Origin of the sequence: Pseudomonas frederiksbergensis (assembly GCF_001952935.1) — a bacterium.
In the GTDB taxonomy this organism is placed as follows: domain Bacteria; phylum Pseudomonadota; class Gammaproteobacteria; order Pseudomonadales; family Pseudomonadaceae; genus Aquipseudomonas; species Aquipseudomonas frederiksbergensis.
The window spans coordinates 5,044,306-5,060,564 of the sequence record NZ_CP018319.1; the positions used below are offsets into that span (position 1 = coordinate 5,044,306).

Below are 16,259 nucleotides of genomic sequence, written 5' to 3' on the forward strand. Positions count from 1 at the left end.
TGGGGCGGGGTGCAGACCGGTAGAATCGCGGCGTTTTTTCATGATCGGGACCAGGGATATGTCTTATCGCGTCATCAGCATGGTTTTGCTGTTTTTAAGCTGGGGCGCTGCCGCGCAGGATCCGGCCATTTCCTCTGCTATTTCCTATAGCCGCGACATACAACCGATCTTCACCGAAAAGTGTGTGGCCTGCCATGCCTGCTACGACTCCGCCTGTCAGCTCAATCTGGGCAGTGGCGAAGGGGTGGCTCGCGGTGCGACCAAGACCCTGGTCTACGACGGCGAACGCCGCCAGGCTGCCGCGCCGACCCGGCTGTTTTATGACGCCTTCGGTAAGCGCGCCTGGCAGCAAAAGGACTTCTATTCGGTGCTCGACGCTCAAGGCAGTCAGGCCGCGTTGATGGCGCGGATGCTTGAATTGGGCCACAAGACCCCGTTGCAACCCAATGCCAAGCTGCCGGAGGACATCGTCCTTGGCCTGAACCGGGAAAACATGTGCGCCTTGCCGGCCGAGTTCGATAGCTATGCCAAATCACATCCCCAGGAAGGCATGCCACTGGCGGTGACGGGGCTGACCGATCAGCAATACCAGACACTGCAACGCTGGCTGGCCTCCGGCGTGCCGATTGACGAGCAAGGTCTGGTGCCGAGCGCCAAGGAGGCGTTGCAGGTGGTGCTGTGGGAAAACCTGCTCAACGCTCCGGGTGCACGGCAAAGCCTGGTGGGGCGGTGGTTGTTCGAGCATTGGTTTCTCGCTCACCTCTATTTCAAGGACGGCGAGCCAGGGCATTTCTTTCAGTGGGTACGTTCGCGCACGCCGACCGGCCAGCCCATTGATTTGATCAACACCCGTCGTCCCAATGACGATCCGGGCACTCAGGTCTATTACCGTTTATGGCCGGTGCAAGGCGTGATCGTGCACAAGACTCACATCACCTATCCGCTCAGCGCCGCGAAGATGGCGCGGATCAAAAGTCTGTTCTACAGCGGCAACTGGCAGGTCAATGCGCTGCCGGGTTATGGGCCGGAACGACGGGCCAACCCGTTCACGACCTTTGAAGCGATCCCGGCTCAGGCGCGTTACCAGTTCATGCTCGATAACGCCGAATACTTTGTGCGCACCTTTATTCGTGGCCCGGTCTGCCGCGGCCAGATCGCCACCGACGTGATTCGCGACAACTTCTGGGCGCTGTTCCAGGCTCCGGAGCATGACCTCTATATCACTGACCCGAACTATCGCGGCCAAGCCACGCCGCTGCTGGCGATGCCGGGGCAGAACGATGACGTCGGCAGTGTCCTGAGCCTGTGGCGCGACTACCGTGACAAACGCAACGAATACGAGGCCCTGCGCCGAGACAGCTACGCCGACCTGCCAGCCCCGAGCTGGTCGACCCTGTGGGCCGGCAATGACAACGCGCTGCTGAGCATCTTCCGGCATTTCGATAGCGCCTCAGTGAACAAAGGCCTGATCGGCAACGTTCCGCAAACCATCTGGCTGTTCGATTACCCATTGCTGGAACGCACGTATTACCAGTTGGCAGTCAACTTCGATGTATTTGGCAACGTATCCCATCAGGCCCAGACCCGGCTTTACTTCGACTTGATTCGCAATGGTGCCGAGCAGAACTTTTTGCGTCTGATGCCGGCCGACTCACGGGACGGTTATCTCGACGATTGGTACCAGAACGGCGGAAAGCTCAAGTTGTGGCTGGATTACGAGTACATCGACAACGACAAACCCACGGCACTGACGCTGGACGAAAAGGATCCGAAACGCGATTTCGCCCTGAAATTGCTGGCCCGGTACGGCGAACTCAATGCCAACCCTGACCCGATTAACCGCTGCGATGGCGCTTACTGCTCGCGGCCAAACATCGATCTGGCATTGCAGAACGCCGAACAGGCCTTGAGCCGTCTGACTTCACGTCCGTCTGCGGGGCTGAAGGTCATCGATCAATTGCCAGAAGCCACGATGCTGCGCATCGAGACTCAAAGCGGCAAACGCGGGGTCTATAGCCTGCTGCGCAACCGGGCCCACAGCAACGTGGCGTTCCTGCTGGGGGAGTCGCGGCGCTATCAGCCGGGGCTCGATACGTTGACGATTTATCCAGGTGTACTCAGCAGCTACCCGAACTTCATGTTCAATATTCCGGCCGGCCAAGTGCCGGCTTTCGTTGATGCGATGGAAGCCGCGAAGGACGCTGCCAGTTTCGAGAAAATCGTCGAACGTTGGGGCATTCGCCGCAGCCATCCGCAGTTCTGGCGATATTTCCATGATCTGAGCCGCTATATCCACGAGACCGACCCTGTGGAAGAGGGCGTGCTGGACATGAACCGGTACGAGAATCTCTGATGCACGGGGTGCTTGCTCCCACATTTGATCATCTGTGCTTTCCCGACAAAAATACTAGGACTTTGTACGGCGCGTTGATTGGCGTAAACTGCGCCCAAGCCTGCGAGGAGTTTCCATGACCGCTATTACCATTACCGACGCCGCCCACGATTATCTGGCTGATCTGCTCTCCAAGCAGAACACCCCAGGCATCGGCATCCGCGTCTTTATCACCCAGCCTGGCACCCAATACGCCGAAACCTGCATTGCATATTGCAAGCCGGGCGAAGAAAAACCCGAAGACACGGCGCTGGGGCTCAAAAGCTTCACCGCTTACATCGACTCGTTCAGCGAAGCGTTCCTGGACGATGCGGTTGTCGACTACGCCACCGATCGTATGGGCGGCCAGCTCACCATCAAGGCGCCAAACGCCAAAGTACCGATGGTCAACGCTGACAGCCCGATCAACGAGCGTATCAACTATTACCTGCAAACCGAGATCAACCCGGGGCTGGCCAGCCACGGCGGTCAGGTCAGCCTGATCGATGTGGTCGAAGACGGCATTGCCGTGCTCAAGTTCGGCGGCGGTTGCCAGGGCTGTGGCCAGGCAGACGTCACCCTTCGCGAAGGCATCGAGCGCACCTTGCTCGAGCGCATTCCCGAGCTCAAGGGCGTTCGTGACGTCACCGACCACACGCAGAAAGAAAACGCCTACTACTAAGTAAGGTGTTCGCTGCAGACATAAAAAAACAGCGCTGTGGCGAGGGAGCTTGCTCCCGCTCGATTGCGAAGCAATCGCAAAGCAGCTAATGCATTTTCCCGTGATGAATGCGTTGGCTGATGTTGGGACCGCTCTGCGGTCCAGCGGGAGCAAGCTCCCTCGCCACAAGTACTTCAGGGTCTGTAGAGATGCGCATGCCCCGCGCGATACAGCGACGATTCACTGAAGTGATCGCTACCCAACACCCGACCCACCAGAATCAACGCCGTGCGCCGAAACCCCTTGGCTTCAACCTTCGCGGCAATGTCCGCCAACGTCCCCACCACCCAATCCTGATCCGGCCAGGTCGCCCGGTGAATCACCGCGATCGGGCAATCCGCGCCGTAATGCGGCAGCAATTCGGCCAGGATCTTCTCCAGATGATTGACCCCCAGATGAATCGCCATCGTCGCCCCGTGCTGCGCCAGGCTGCCAAGCTCTTCGCCAGCGGGCATCACGGTTTTGTCGGCATAACGGGTCAGGATCACGCTTTGCGATACGTCGGGTAACGTCAGTTCCGCACCCAACAGTGCCGCGCAGGCCGCCGTGGCCGTGACGCCGGGAATGATTTCAAACGGGATGTCGAGTTCGCGCAGGTAGCGGATCTGCTCGCCAATTGCACCATAAAGACTCGGATCGCCGGAGTGCACCCTGGCCACGTCCTGGCCCTTGGCGTGGGCGGATTTGATCAGCTCGATGATCTGTTCCAGGTGCAGTTCGGCGCTGTTGACCACCTGTTCGGCGCAATGGCCTTCCAGCACGGCGGCGGGCACCAGGGAGCCGGCATAGATGATCACCGGGCAGCTGCGAATCAGCCGTTGGCCTTTGACGGTGATCAGTTCCGGGTCGCCGGGACCTGCGCCAATGAAGTAGACGGTCATCGTCGGTTCCTGTGAAAAAAGGGGCTGGGCAAGGCTTCAGATGAAGATTGCTCATGATCGAAGGCGGGGATTATCGAAGATTTCAGGCGGCGCCGGCCAATGCCAAGGTGGCCTGGGCGTATTTTTGTCGTGAAATCAGCAATTTTGCCGGGGCCTGGGCCAGGTGTTCAGCCAGAGCCAGGGCGGCACTTTCCGCTACGCCGTAGCAGCCGGTGCGTTCGAACGCGATGTCGGAGCGGTGGCTGAGTTGCGGTTGATAGACAGCCAATTGTTCGCAGCTGAAATACTGCAACGGCAACGCAAGCTGTTCGGCCAATTCGATCAAGCCAGGTTCTTCGCGCTTCAGGTCGATGCTGGCCAGGGCCTTGATCTGGTGAAGTTCGATCTTATGAGCCTGCAATGCCTGATCGAGCAGCGCCCGCAGCGTGCTGACGGGGCAGCCGCGCTGGCAGCCCAGGCCGACCACTAAAGTCGGCGCTGTGCTGATCTCACTCATGCGTGGTACTGACCATCGCTTTTGCGGCGGAACAACCAGGCACTGATCAGGCCCAGGGCCAGCCAGAATGCCACGTTGGTCAGCTGCGAAGCGATTTTGAACTGAGCTTCCAGGGCTTGCGGAGCCAGCATCGAGTGAACTTCCGGTTGTGGTGCGCCGATCACGTGAGGCACGGCCAGGATTGCCACGCCGAGCACTTTCATCAGCCAGTGACGGCTGAACACGATCAATGCGATGCCGACTGCGGTGGAGGCAGCCGTGCTGATCCACCAGATTTGCCGTTGCGCCAAATCAGCGGCGGCAGTGCCAGGCAGCTCAGGCGGCAGACCGAGGGTCGGTGCCAGTACGAACGTCGCATAACCGGCCAGGCCCCAAAGCAGGCCCTGGGAGGTTTTGGTCGGTGCGCGCAAGGTGTAGAGACCGGCCAGCATCAGGGCGAAACCGACCGCTATCACCAGGTTGCCGCCGGTGGTGGACAGCACGCGCTGCCAGCCGTCTGCCGGTTCCCAGGCCTCGGCATCGTGGGTGTGAGCGGCGACAGCACCTGCGGCGTGTTCGTGAACTTCAACCGCGGCGGGCTCGGATTTTTCGTAAGTCTCGGCCTGCAAAATCAACGGTGCCACCCAGAAGCTTTGCAGCAGGGTCAGCAACAGGGCGGCCAGCAGCCCGGTGAACCCTGCGGTTTGCGCAATACGCTTGATCATGTCAGCTGGTCTCAATGGCACGGAAATGCAGAGCTGTGGCGGGTATCGTGCGCGGCATTGTGCACCGCTTCGATGTGCGAGAAACCGGCGAAATACACAAGGCTGGCACCCAGGATCGACGCGCATACGGCGGCGGTCAGGCGTTGGGTCAGGGTATGGGTGGTGCTGGCGGTGCTCTTATCGGTGTTGCTGCCGGTGCTGCTGATGATCGACATGGCGCTTCCCTCTGGTCTGTCAGCGGGTGATATAGAGCGCATGGAAGACCCCTGCGAGACGGGCACGCAGAGGTTCAAACAGCGCCCGCCCACCGCGGGTTTGTTATTCAGTGATCGTAATGGTCACTTTGTGTTGCGGGCCGGTCTCCGGGCTCACGAGGGGCACTGGCTTTCGCCTTGACCTGCAAGCATCACCTTCCCATGCCGAACTGCTGGCACAGTGGATCTGACGCTTCGCTCGCTTACCGTTGCGGGGGCAGCACCGGACTGACATGACTTTAGAGTAAAGCACATGATTCACCGGTTTCCCGTTTCACCCTGTGAAGGGCACCCGTAACAAGGCGTGTAGGAGAGCATGGGCGGGGGTTGGGCGTCAATTGGCAAGGGTTCTCGTTTGAGTTGATCGTTCCCACGCTCTGCGTGGGAATGCAGCCCGGGACGCTCCGCGTCCCTTTCACAGCCGAACGCGGAGCGTCCGTTGAGGCATTCCCACGCAGAGCGTGGGAACGATCATCAAAGGGGGCACCACAGAATTCAGGTCAACATTGACCCGCCCCCACACGATGCGTAGCCTTGCGCTTTCGAGGTTCTTCGGCGTCTGCCGAAGCTAAGAAGGGAACGCGGTCGATGCCGCGGCTGCCCCCGCAACTGTGAACGGTGCTGTTCGCTGCCACGCCACTGCAAACCCTGTGCAACGGGTTCGCGGGAAGGCGCAGCGAATGCCAGGCCCACAAGCCGGCACACCGTCAGCCAGGAGACCTGCCTCGACACAGATTCTCACTACAACCGGGCGGGGTGATCCGGTGGCGAACTCTTCCGCGCGCGCATCCGCCGCTGCGATTGTCGTCCCGTATGCCCGCCACCTTGCCAAAGGGCATCCGATGAAAACACTGGCCAAACTCCCCGTCACCATCGTTACCGGTTTCCTCGGCTCGGGCAAAACCACGTTGCTGCGGCACATGCTCGACAACGCTCAGGGCCGTCGCATTGCGGTGATCGTCAACGAGTTCGGCGAGCTGGGTATCGACGGCGAAATCCTCAAGCAGTGCTCCATCGGTTGCACTGAAGAAGAAGCCAACGGCCGCGTCTACGAACTGGCCAACGGCTGCCTGTGCTGCACCGTTCAGGAAGAATTCTTCCCCGTGATGCGCGAATTGGTCGCCCGTCGCGGCGACCTCGACCACATCCTCATCGAAACCTCGGGCCTGGCCCTGCCAAAACCGCTGGTGCAAGCCTTCCAGTGGCCGGAAATCCGCAGCGCCTGCACCGTTGACGCGGTCATCACCGTGGTCGACAGCCCTGCGGTCGCCGCCGGCACTTTCGCGGCGTTCCCGGACCAGGTCGATGCCCAGCGCAAACTCGACCCGAACCTGGACCACGAATCGCCGCTGCACGAACTGTTCGCCGACCAACTGGCCAGCGCCGACCTGGTGATCCTCAACAAGGCCGACCTGATCAGCCCTGAAGACCTGGCCCGTGTACGCCTGGAAGTCGCTGAAGAACTGCCGCCTGCGGTGAAAGTCATCGAAGCCAGCAGCGGTCGTGTGCCACTGGACGTGCTGATCGGCCTCGGCGCCGGCTCTGAAGAACACATCGACAGCCGTCACAGCCATCACGATCACCACCATGAAGGTGAAGACGGCCATCACGATGAGCATGACCACGATGCCTTCGACTCCATCTCCATCGAACTGCCGCAAGCCGACGAAAGCCTGCTGCTGGACGCGTTGACTCAACTGGTGGTCCAGCACGGCATCCTGCGCGTCAAAGGTTTCGCGGCGATTCCGAACAAGCCGATGCGCTTGCTGATCCAGGGCGTGGGCACACGATTCGACAAGCACTTCGACCGTCAGTGGGGGGCCGACGAAGCGCGTACCACGCGCCTGGTGTTGATCGGTCAGGCGCTGGACGCCACGCTGCTTGAAGCGCAATTGCGCGCTGCGCTCAGCGTTTAAGCCATGCACCTGCTCAGGACCCAGCCCGGCGGTTTCGTGTCGGATGACAACATTGCCGACCTTGGACAAACCCCCGCCGAGCTGGTGATCCTGTGCAGCGGCGACTCCAGCCTGGCGCTGCTCGCCGAAGCGGCGCAGCAGTTGCCCGACGATTATCCCAGCGTGCGTCTGGCCAATCCGATGCAGGTGCAGAATCACGCCTCGGTCGACCTGTATGTCGACGAAGTGCTGCGCCATGCCAAGGTGATTCTGATTTCGCTGCACGGAGGCATCGCCTATTGGCGTTACGGCGTCGAGCGCCTGGTGCAGCTGTCGGAACGCGGCGTGCAGCTGATTCTGGTGCCCGGCGATGACCGCCCGGACCCGGAACTCAGCGACCTAAGCACGGTGGGCGCGCAAGACCGCGATCGACTCTGGCAGTTTCTGCGTCAGGGCGGCATGGGCAATGCCCTGGACTTTTTCCGCTGCCTTGCCAATCGCTGGCTGGATCGCGACTACGCCTGGGCCGAGCCGCAAACCCTGCCGCGCACGGCGGTTTACCATCCGCACAAAAGCCCCGCTGAACTGAAGGATTGGCAAGCCGACTGGCAGGCCGGTCAACCGGTGGCGGCGGTGCTGTTTTACCGCTCGCATTTGCAGGCGGCCAACACCGGTTTCATCGATGTTTTCTGCCAGCGTTTGCAGGCGGCGGGGTTGAACCCGTTGCCGATTGCTGTGGCCAGTCTGAAAGAGCCCGGCTGCCTGGCGGTGGTCGAGGACTGGCTGGATGAAGTCGAGGCCGGCGTGATTCTCAATACCACCGGTTTCGCCCAATCCAGCCCCGAAGCGCCGCATTTGCGACCGTTTCGCCGCAATATCCCGGTGATCCAGGCGATCTGCGCCCAGGACAACGAGCCCGGATGGCGCGCCAGCGAACAAGGCCTCGGGCCGCGCGATCTGGCGATGCACATCGCGCTGCCGGAACTGGATGGGCGGATCATTAGCCGGCCGATCAGCTTCAAGGACCTGGCTTGGCGCAGCGAGCGTAGTCAATCCGATGTGGTCTGCTATCGACCTGCACCTGCGCGCATGGATTTTGTCGCTGAGCTGGCGCGACGCTGGATTGATCTGGCGCGAGTGCCCAACGCTGAAAAACGCATCGCCCTGATCCTCGCCAACTACCCGACCCGCGACGGGCGCATCGGCAACGGTGTCGGCCTCGACACTCCGGCCGCGGCGCTGAACATCCTGCGTGCGCTGCATAAAGAAGGTTATCCGCTGCCGGCCGAGTTGCCTGACAGCGGCACCGCGTTGATCCAGCAATTACTCGGCGGCGTCAGCAATGACCTCGACACCCTCGACCAGCGCCCGTGTATGCAAAGCCTCGCGCTGGACGACTACAACCTGATGTTCGACGCCTTGCCCGAATCCAATCGCCAAGCGGTGCTGGAACGTTGGGGCTTGCCGCAAAGCGACCCGATGTTCCGTGGCGGGCGAATGATGATCGCTGGGCTGCGCTTTGGCCTGACCTTCGTCGGGATTCAACCGGCGCGGGGGTATCAGGTCGATCCGAGCGCGGTGTATCACGACCCGGACCTGGTGCCGCCGCACGGTTACCTCGCGTTCTATTTCTGGTTGCGCAACACCTACGGCGCCCACGGGGTGATCCACGTCGGCAAGCACGGCAACCTCGAATGGTTGCCGGGCAAAGGCGTCGGGCTGTCGGAGCATTGCTGGCCGGATGCGCTGCTCGGTCCGCTGCCGAACATTTATCCATTTATCGTCAACGACCCGGGCGAGGGCGCACAGGCCAAGCGCCGTACGCAAGCGGTGATCATCGATCACCTGATGCCGCCGCTGACCCGTGCCGAAACGTACGGCCCGTTGCGCAACCTCGAATTACTCGCCGACGAGTATTACGAAGCGCAAATGCTCGATCCGCGCCGTGCCCGGGAATTGCAGCGCGACATCCTGCAACTGGTGCGCGAGACGCACATCGACCGCGAACTGCAACTGGACGAAAAACTCGACAGTGAGGCCGATGCAGCGATCTGGTTGCCGCGTCTGGACACCTATTTGTGCGACTTGAAAGAGTCGCAGATCCGCGACGGTCTGCATGTGTTTGGCGAGTCGCCGACCGGGCGCCTGCGCATCGACACCTTGCTGGCGTTATTGCGCATTCCGCGAGGCGATGGGCGCGGTGCGCAATCGAGTCTGCTGCGGGCCTTGGCCAAGGCGTTCACGCTGGGCTTCGATCCGCTGGATTGTGTGCTCGCCGAACCTTGGACCGGGCCACGTCCGATTGAACTGCAAACCCTCACCGATGAAGTCTGGCGCACAGCCGGTGATACCCGAGAACGCCTGGAACTGTTCGCCGCTCAACTGATCTCGCAAACGCTAAACCAACCTCAAGCCAACCCCGGCCCCTGTGGGAGCGGGCTTGCTCGCGAAAGCGGAGTGCCAGTCGACATTGATTTACCTGACCCACCGCTTTCGCGAGCAAGCCCGCTCCCACAGGAGGTAGGTTGGTCTGACGTGAGCGCCATCATCGACAACCTGCGCGAAGTCGTCGCGCCACGACTGGACGCCTGCGGTCCGGCAGAAATGCGCGGTCTGCTCGACGCCCTCAGCGGCCGCTTCGTGCCGGCCGGTCCCAGCGGTGCGCCGAGTCGCGGACGGCTCGACGTGCTGCCGACCGGGCGCAACTTCTATTCGGTGGACGTGCGTAATCTGCCGACCACCACCGCGTGGCGTATCGGTTTCCAGTCAGCCAACCTGATTCTTGAGCGACACCTGCAAGACCACGGCGATCACCTGCGCCAGCTCGGCCTGTCGGTGTGGGGCACCGCGACCATGCGCACCGGTGGCGACGACATCGCCCAGGCCATGGCGCTGATGGGCGTGCGCCCGGTCTGGGCCACCGGCAGTCAGCGGGTCGACGACTTCGAGATTCTGCCGCTGAGCCTGCTGGACCGTCCGCGCGTGGACGTGACCTTGCGCGTCTCCGGATTCTTCCGCGATGCCTTTGCCAACCTGATCCGCCTGTTCGACGCTGCCGTGCAAGCGGTCGCCGCCCTCGACGAGCCGGACGACCTCAACCCCTTGGCCGCCAAGGTGCGTGCCGAGCGCGAAGCGTTAATGCAATCGGGGCTGGATGAAGAGGCAGCCAAGCGTCAGGCCGGTTGGCGCATCTTTGGTGCCAAACCCGGTGCTTACGGCGCGGGCGTGCAGGGCGCCATCGATGGTCGTCTGTGGCAAAGCCGCGACGACCTGGCCGAGGTATATCTGAACTGGGGCGGCTACGCTTACGGCGGTTCCGACGAAGGCACCTCGGCGCGAGAACAGTTCGCTCAGCGCTTGAGCCAGGTTCAGGCGGTGCTGCAAAACCAGGACAACCGCGAACACGACTTGCTCGATTCCAACGACTATTACCAGTTCCAGGGCGGCATGCTCGCGGCGGTGGAAAGCCTCAGTGGTGAAGCGGCGGCCAGTTACCATGGCGATCACAGTCAGCCGGACCTGCCGAAGATCCGCACGTTGAAGGAAGAGCTGAACCGGGTGATTCGCTCGCGGGCAGCCAATCCGAAGTGGATCGACGGCGTGAAGCGCCACGGCTATAAAGGCGCGTTTGAACTGGCGGCGACGGTCGATAACCTGTTTGCCTTCGACGCTACCACGCAGCTGATCGACGATCACCAGTACGCGTTGCTGGCGGATGCGTATTTGCTGGACCCGGCGACCCGGGATTTTGTTCGTGAGCACAATCCGCATGCGTTGCGCGACATGACTGAACGAATGCTGGAGGCGCAGCAGCGGGGGATGTGGAAGGCGCCTGGCGAGTATCGCGAGGCGCTGGAGAATTTGTTGCTGGACATCGAAGAAGACAGTTAGCCGGATCGTTCCCACGCTCCGCGTGGGAATGCCTCAACGGACGCTCCGCGTTCGGCTCTTGGGACGCAGAGCGTCCCGGGCTGCATTCCCACGCAGAGCGTGGGAACGATCACATTACCGACCACAAACGAGACCCGACATGACCGACACCCCCCATTTCCCGCTTTCCGCCGTGGTCGGCGCCGACGATCTGAAACTCGCCCTCTACCTGACCGCCATCGACCCGAAAATCGGCGGCGTGCTCATCGAAGGCCCCCGCGGCATGGCCAAGTCAACGCTGGCCCGTGGCCTGGCGGACTTGCTCGCCAGTGGCCAATTCGTCACCTTGCCGCTCGGCGCCACCGAAGAACGACTGGTCGGCACCCTCGATCTGGACGCCGCCCTGAGCGAGGGTCGCGCACAGTTTTCTCCCGGTGTACTGGCCAAGGCTGACGGCGGCGTGCTCTACGTTGATGAGGTCAACTTATTGCCCGATCACCTGGTGGACCTGCTGCTGGATGTGGCTGCCAGCGGCACCAACCTGATCGAGCGCGACGGCATTTCCCATCGGCATTCGGCGAAGTTCGTGCTGATCGGCACCATGAACCCGGAAGAGGGTGAGCTGCGTCCGCAACTGCTCGACCGTTTTGGCCTGAACGTCGCTCTCAGCGGTCACACAGCACCGACCGAGCGCGGCCAGATCATCCGGCGCCGGCTGGATTTCGACAGCGATCCCCACAGCTTCTGCGCCGAATGGGAACGCCAACAGCAGTCGCTGCGCGAACGTTGCCAGAAAGCACGCAGCACGCTGGCCAGCATCCCGCTCGACGATCATGCGCTGGCGCAGATTACCGAGCGTTGCTTTGCCGCCGGGGTCGACGGCTTGCGCGCCGACCTGGTCTGGTTGCGTGCCGCCCGTGCCCACGCCGCTTGGCGCGGGTCGAGTGCGATCGCCGAGGAAGACATCGACGCCGTTGCCGAGTTTGCCTTGCGCCATCGCCGTCGCGAGTCATCGCCACCGGCGCCGCAACAAAATCAGCCGCCCTCTACGCAACATTCCAACCCGAGCGAAGGCCAGGGCCAATGGGGTGAATTGCCCGCTCAGGCGCTCCCGGTCGGCGCCCGCCGTGACGTGCCGAGCTGGCCAAAAAAGCCCTAGGCATTCGCCCTCGATCTGACGCGGGGGCGAATGCCAGACCCCGCGCCGGACGACTGGAAAACGGCAAACAGGGTAAACGTCATGCGGCACGCAGCGGCTCGATCAATTGGCCCGGCACCTTGCTGAACGGCCGCCCGCGTCAACGCGACGATGTCTTGTTTCACCTGCGCACCCGTTCGCCCCACGAACTGTGGCTGGTGATCGTCGACGCCTCGGCTTCGACTCGTCGCCATCAGGCGTTAAGCGATGCCAAAGGCTTGCTGGCGCAACTGTTCGACGATGCCTATCGCCAGCGTGCGCGCCTGGCGTTGCTCACGGCCAGTGGTCATGTGCCGAAATGGCAAGTGCAAGGGTTGAAAGCCTCCGCGGGTTTGCGTAATTGGTTAGATGGGCTGGGAGCGGGCGGGGGTACGCCGTTGCTGGCGGCGCTGGATGAGGCGGGGCGCTGGCTGGCGGTCAGGCAGAAACGTTTTCCGGCGGAGCGGCAGCGCTTGTTGCTGGTGACCGATGGCCGATTGAAGGACTGGTCGATGTTGCCGGCGCTTGATTGTCCGGGTCTGCTGATCGACATCGAACGCGGGCCGATCCGGCTTGGGCGGGCTAAGGTGATGGCTGCCGAGTTACAGGCCGAATATCGACATATCGATGATATGGAGTGAACCGAAAAGATCTTCACAGGAGTGAGTCATGCGCGTTCTAGCCGCCAACCTTCAGGACGATTTCCGCGTCAAAGCCTACGCCGGCACCAATGGCGTGCTGTTGGCCATGGACCTGGCCGAACATCGGCGCAAAGGCCTCTTGGGTTTCGCCATCGAAAAGCAGCAAGGCCCCAAGCCCTGGCTGTTCCTGTTCAACAGCCTGACCTTCCCCGGCAAGGCGCATACCTTTCCCCAATTTCACGCCACCCCCAGCGATATCGCGCCATTACAGAAATTTCGTTGGGCCGATTACGCGGTCAATCCGGGGATGACGATTCATTACCGAATCCACCTGGCCTATGGCAGCGTTGATGCGCCGCAACTGGGTGAATTTCTGGAAGTGACGGTCACCTCCGACAATGGTCAGCCGAATAACCAAAGCGTGATCTTCAATCGCGCAGTGGCCGCCAGCCAGGCGTTCCAGCGCAAGTTTCCCGAGCTCGATGCGCTGATCAGCGCCAACAAGAACCTGCCCATCGAAGCCTGGCCGGATGTCCCGCGGCAATGGCTGGAAAACGGTTTGCTCGGACGTTTGCTGGGGTTTATCGGGCGTGCGGTGGATGGCCAGTGGGCGCTGGACATTGCCATCTACGAGTATGAATTGCAGGCCATTGTCGATGCGGTCAATGCCGCGTTCGAGCGTGGGGTGAACGTTCGAGTCCTGTATCACGCCCAACCGGGCGATGAGGACACCATCATGAACGAGGCCAGCCTGGAAAAAATCCCGGCAGAGAACAAGCGCGGACGGGTCACCCATAACATCTTCCACAACAAGTTCATGGTGCTGAGCCGGCTCGACGTAGCGGGACAGCGTCAGCCCGAAGCGGTGCTTTGCGGCAGCACCAATTTCACGCCCAACGGCGTTTACCGCCAGGCCAACGTGGTGCATGTGCTGGACGACACACGCGTCAGCACCAGCTATCTGGACACCTTCGAGCAGGTCTGGGCTAACCCTGCGGATGTCGGTGCCACCCGAAACTGGCTTACGCAAAACAACCCGATAGATTCGCTGCAGCCGATGTTCACCGGTTTCTCACCCCGCTCGGGCAAAGGGGACCTGCAAGCGTTTGTCGAGATCATCAACGCTGCAAAAAAAGACGTACTGTTCGTCACCGCGTTCGCTTTGCCCGACGACATCCTGAACGCTTTGCTCGGCTTGCCCCACGACGACATTTTGCGTTACGGCCTGCAAAACACCGCCAGCCGCATCACCGGTTTCCACGCCGACCGCAGCGCCGAATTCGCCGCCACCGCGCTGCTCAACACCGGGCTGGAAGGCTGGCTTCGAGAAAACATGAAAGGCCAGAAGGGCAACCTGCTGGTGCACACCAAAGCCGTGGTCACGGATTTCACCAGCGATGCGCCAACGATCATCAGCGGCAGCCATAACCTCAGTGCCGCGGCCAGCAATGGCAATGACGAGAACTACCTGATCATTCGCGGCGATACCGACCTGGCAGACCGTTATGGCCTGGAACTGCTGCGGTTCTACGAGCATTACCGCTTTCGCTACTTCGCCAGGAAACTCGCGCTCAAGCAGGTCCATCCGTTGGCGGCGGATGACAGCTGGACCGATGACTATTACCTCGACGGGGATTTGCGTCAGCTCTCCCGATTGCGTTTTTCCGGACGGTAAACACATTCGCAGCGCAAACGCACCCCTTGTGGGAGTGAGCTTGCTCGCGATAGCGGTGTGTCAGGCGACTTCAATATCGACTGGTCGGGCGCTATCGCGAGCAAGCTCGCTCCCACATTCGATCTTCGTTGGCAGCGGATGACAGCTATCCAGATTGCGTTTTTCCGGACGGTAAATATGCTCGCGGGACAAACGCACCCCTTGTGGGAGTGAGCCTGCTCGCGATAGCGGTATGTCAGGCGACATCAATATTGACTGGTCGGGCGCTATCGCGAGCAGGCTCACTCCCACATTCGATCTTCATCAATTTGATCACTTGGTTCCCATCGCCTGCCGATACTGGCGGGTCCGCCGGGCGATGTACACGCGGTCGAGAATCAACGCCCATAGCGCCGAAACATCGGGGCGGGTCTTGCGCCCACGGCTCAGGCGATTGAGCTGGAATTTCACGACGGCCATGCTCGCCAGTGCCGCCAGGGGTTTGCGCTTCCAGCGAATCGGCGGCAGCTGCGGGTGACTGTTCTGACCTTCGCGCCAGCGTTTGACCAGTTGAGGTTCAATCGCGAGCGCTGTACCGATTCCGGCCATGGCGATGCCGCTGTCGAGCACTTGTTCGACGATCGCCAGGCGTCGAATCCCGCCCGTTACCATCACCGGCATGTTCGCCACACGGGCCAGCTCACCGGCCATTTCCAGAAAGTACGCTTCACGCGCCAGGGTCCGACCATCCCGGGCCTCGCCTTGCATGGCCGGGGCTTCGTAGCTGCCGCCGGAGAGTTCCAACAGATCGATCGATTGATCGTTCAGCCACTGGATGACTTGCCGGGCATCGTCGGCATCGAAACCGCCGCGCTGGAAATCCGCGGAGTTGAGCTTCACCGCCACGCAAAATGTCGGCGATACAGATTTGCGCACGGCGCTGACCACCGCCAACAACAAGCGCGCGCGATTTTCCAGGGAACCACCCCAGCGGTCGGTTCGGCGGTTGGTCAGGGGCGAGAGGAACTGGCTGATCAGATAACCGTGTGCGGCATGAACCTGCACCCCGGTGAACCCGGCCTTTTCCGCCAGGGCAGCGCTGGTGGCGAAGCGTTGGATGACCTCTTCGATGTCACGCTCGCTCATGGGCTTGGGCTCGGCAAACATCTTCGAGAACGCGCCCAGATCCAGTGCCACCGCCGAAGGCGCCCACGCTTGCTGACCGAGGTTGGCCATGGTCTGACGGCCAGGATGATTGAGCTGCATCCAGAACTGCGCGCCTCCGGCCCGACCAATAGTGGCCCATTGGCGAAAGCGTTCCAGGTGCCGCTCATCTTCGAGCACCACACCACCGGGGCCGGTCATGGCGCGGCGGTCGATCATCACGTTGCCGGTCAGCAACAGGCCGGCTTCGCCTTCGGCCCACGCCTGATACAGCCGGAACAAGGCCTCCGCCGGTGCCTGCCCGCTGTCGGCAAGGTTCTCTTCCATCGCGGCTTTGGCGATGCGGTTGCCGATGGTCTGGCCGTTGGGCAAATTCAACGCTTGGAAGGGCGACATACTTGACTCCTCATCAGTGATGAGCAGAGGCTAAG

12 protein-coding genes and 2 riboswitches are annotated in these 16,259 nt (G+C 61.6%); of the genes, 7 read left to right on the plus strand and 5 right to left on the minus strand.

Annotation, left to right across the window (positions count from 1 at the left end; all coding sequences use genetic code 11):
- The first annotated feature begins 58 nt into the window (after nucleotides 1-58).
- Together PFAS1_RS23805 and nfuA are read left to right on the plus strand one after the other, a co-directional pair.
- Nucleotides 59-2,353 (plus strand): fatty acid cis/trans isomerase, encoded by a 2,295-nt coding sequence (locus tag PFAS1_RS23805; RefSeq protein ID WP_076030763.1) that lies wholly within the window; start codon nucleotides 59-61, stop codon nucleotides 2,351-2,353.
- A gap of 115 nt (nucleotides 2,354-2,468) precedes the next feature.
- Nucleotides 2,469-3,053: a Fe-S biogenesis protein NfuA gene (nfuA, locus tag PFAS1_RS23810; RefSeq protein WP_046048486.1), complete on the plus strand. Its 585-nt coding sequence runs from the start codon at nucleotides 2,469-2,471 to the stop codon at nucleotides 3,051-3,053.
- A 173-nt stretch (nucleotides 3,054-3,226) separates the two neighbouring features.
- Here the strand turns inward: nfuA and cobM are convergent, their stop codons facing one another.
- The 4 genes from cobM to PFAS1_RS23830 form a co-directional block, all read right to left on the minus strand.
- Nucleotides 3,227-3,973: a precorrin-4 C(11)-methyltransferase gene (gene cobM / locus PFAS1_RS23815; protein WP_074877584.1), complete on the minus strand. Its 747-nt coding sequence runs from the start codon at nucleotides 3,971-3,973 to the stop codon at nucleotides 3,227-3,229.
- Between the two features lie 82 nt (nucleotides 3,974-4,055).
- Complete coding sequence (locus tag PFAS1_RS23820) at nucleotides 4,056-4,469, minus strand: cobalamin biosynthesis protein (protein WP_076030764.1); 414 nt, start codon at nucleotides 4,467-4,469, stop codon at nucleotides 4,056-4,058.
- Complete coding sequence (locus tag PFAS1_RS23825; RefSeq protein ID WP_076030765.1) at nucleotides 4,466-5,173, minus strand: CbtA family protein; 708 nt, start codon at nucleotides 5,171-5,173, stop codon at nucleotides 4,466-4,468. Before PFAS1_RS23825 ends, PFAS1_RS23820 begins: the two co-directional genes overlap by 4 nt.
- Before the next feature lie 11 nt (nucleotides 5,174-5,184).
- The gene (locus PFAS1_RS23830) at nucleotides 5,185-5,388 is read right to left on the minus strand and encodes a CbtB domain-containing protein (protein WP_074877577.1); all 204 of its coding nucleotides are present in this window, start codon (nucleotides 5,386-5,388) and stop codon (nucleotides 5,185-5,187) included.
- Nucleotides 5,389-5,509: 121 nt separating this feature from the next.
- A riboswitch (cobalamin riboswitch) is annotated at nucleotides 5,510-5,738 on the minus strand.
- 217 nt (nucleotides 5,739-5,955) lie between these two features.
- Nucleotides 5,956-6,169, plus strand: a riboswitch (cobalamin riboswitch).
- A 100-nt stretch (nucleotides 6,170-6,269) separates the two neighbouring features.
- Here PFAS1_RS23830 and cobW point away from each other — a divergent pair.
- From cobW to PFAS1_RS23855, 5 genes are all read left to right on the plus strand, one after another.
- Entirely contained in the window at nucleotides 6,270-7,343 is a 1,074-nt protein-coding gene (cobW, locus tag PFAS1_RS23835) for a cobalamin biosynthesis protein CobW (RefSeq protein ID WP_076030766.1), read from the plus strand.
- Between the two features lie 3 nt (nucleotides 7,344-7,346).
- A complete protein-coding gene (gene cobN / locus PFAS1_RS23840) occupies nucleotides 7,347-11,213 on the plus strand; it encodes a cobaltochelatase subunit CobN (protein WP_076030767.1) in 3,867 nt (1,288 codons plus the stop codon).
- A 139-nt stretch (nucleotides 11,214-11,352) separates the two neighbouring features.
- A complete protein-coding gene (locus PFAS1_RS23845; protein ID WP_076030768.1) occupies nucleotides 11,353-12,351 on the plus strand; it encodes a magnesium chelatase ATPase subunit I in 999 nt (332 codons plus the stop codon).
- A 119-nt stretch (nucleotides 12,352-12,470) separates the two neighbouring features.
- Nucleotides 12,471-13,010 carry a vWA domain-containing protein gene (locus PFAS1_RS23850; protein ID WP_198044930.1) on the plus strand — a complete coding sequence of 180 codons (540 nt, stop codon included), beginning with the start codon at nucleotides 12,471-12,473 and terminating at the stop codon, nucleotides 13,008-13,010.
- 28 nt (nucleotides 13,011-13,038) lie between these two features.
- Nucleotides 13,039-14,685, plus strand: a complete 1,647-nt coding sequence (locus PFAS1_RS23855) for a phospholipase D-like domain-containing protein (RefSeq protein WP_076030770.1) — start codon at nucleotides 13,039-13,041, stop codon at nucleotides 14,683-14,685.
- Between the two features lie 312 nt (nucleotides 14,686-14,997).
- Here PFAS1_RS23855 and PFAS1_RS23860 read toward each other — a convergent pair whose 3' ends face one another.
- Complete coding sequence (locus tag PFAS1_RS23860) at nucleotides 14,998-16,224, minus strand: NADH:flavin oxidoreductase/NADH oxidase family protein (RefSeq protein WP_076030771.1); 1,227 nt, start codon at nucleotides 16,222-16,224, stop codon at nucleotides 14,998-15,000.
- Nucleotides 16,225-16,259 lie beyond the last annotated feature (35 nt).

What these genes read in the sequence shown, in the direction of transcription:
- cobN (WP_076030767.1), top strand. Translation starts at nt 7,347, where the DNA reads ATGCACCTGCTCAGGACCCAGCCCGGCGGTTTCGTGTCGGATGACAAC.
- nfuA (WP_046048486.1), top strand. Translation starts at nt 2,469, where the DNA reads ATGACCGCTATTACCATTACCGACGCCGCCCACGATTATCTGGCTGAT.
- PFAS1_RS23805 (WP_076030763.1), top strand. Translation starts at nt 59, where the DNA reads ATGTCTTATCGCGTCATCAGCATGGTTTTGCTGTTTTTAAGCTGGGGC.
- PFAS1_RS23830 (WP_074877577.1), bottom strand. Translation starts at nt 5,388, where the DNA reads ATGTCGATCATCAGCAGCACCGGCAGCAACACCGATAAGAGCACCGCC.
- PFAS1_RS23855 (WP_076030770.1), top strand. Translation starts at nt 13,039, where the DNA reads ATGCGCGTTCTAGCCGCCAACCTTCAGGACGATTTCCGCGTCAAAGCC.
- PFAS1_RS23820 (WP_076030764.1), bottom strand. Translation starts at nt 4,469, where the DNA reads ATGAGTGAGATCAGCACAGCGCCGACTTTAGTGGTCGGCCTGGGCTGC.
- cobM (WP_074877584.1), bottom strand. Translation starts at nt 3,973, where the DNA reads ATGACCGTCTACTTCATTGGCGCAGGTCCCGGCGACCCGGAACTGATC.
- PFAS1_RS23845 (WP_076030768.1), top strand. Translation starts at nt 11,353, where the DNA reads ATGACCGACACCCCCCATTTCCCGCTTTCCGCCGTGGTCGGCGCCGAC.
- PFAS1_RS23825 (WP_076030765.1), bottom strand. Translation starts at nt 5,173, where the DNA reads ATGATCAAGCGTATTGCGCAAACCGCAGGGTTCACCGGGCTGCTGGCC.
- cobW (WP_076030766.1), top strand. Translation starts at nt 6,270, where the DNA reads ATGAAAACACTGGCCAAACTCCCCGTCACCATCGTTACCGGTTTCCTC.
- PFAS1_RS23860 (WP_076030771.1), bottom strand. Translation starts at nt 16,224, where the DNA reads ATGTCGCCCTTCCAAGCGTTGAATTTGCCCAACGGCCAGACCATCGGC.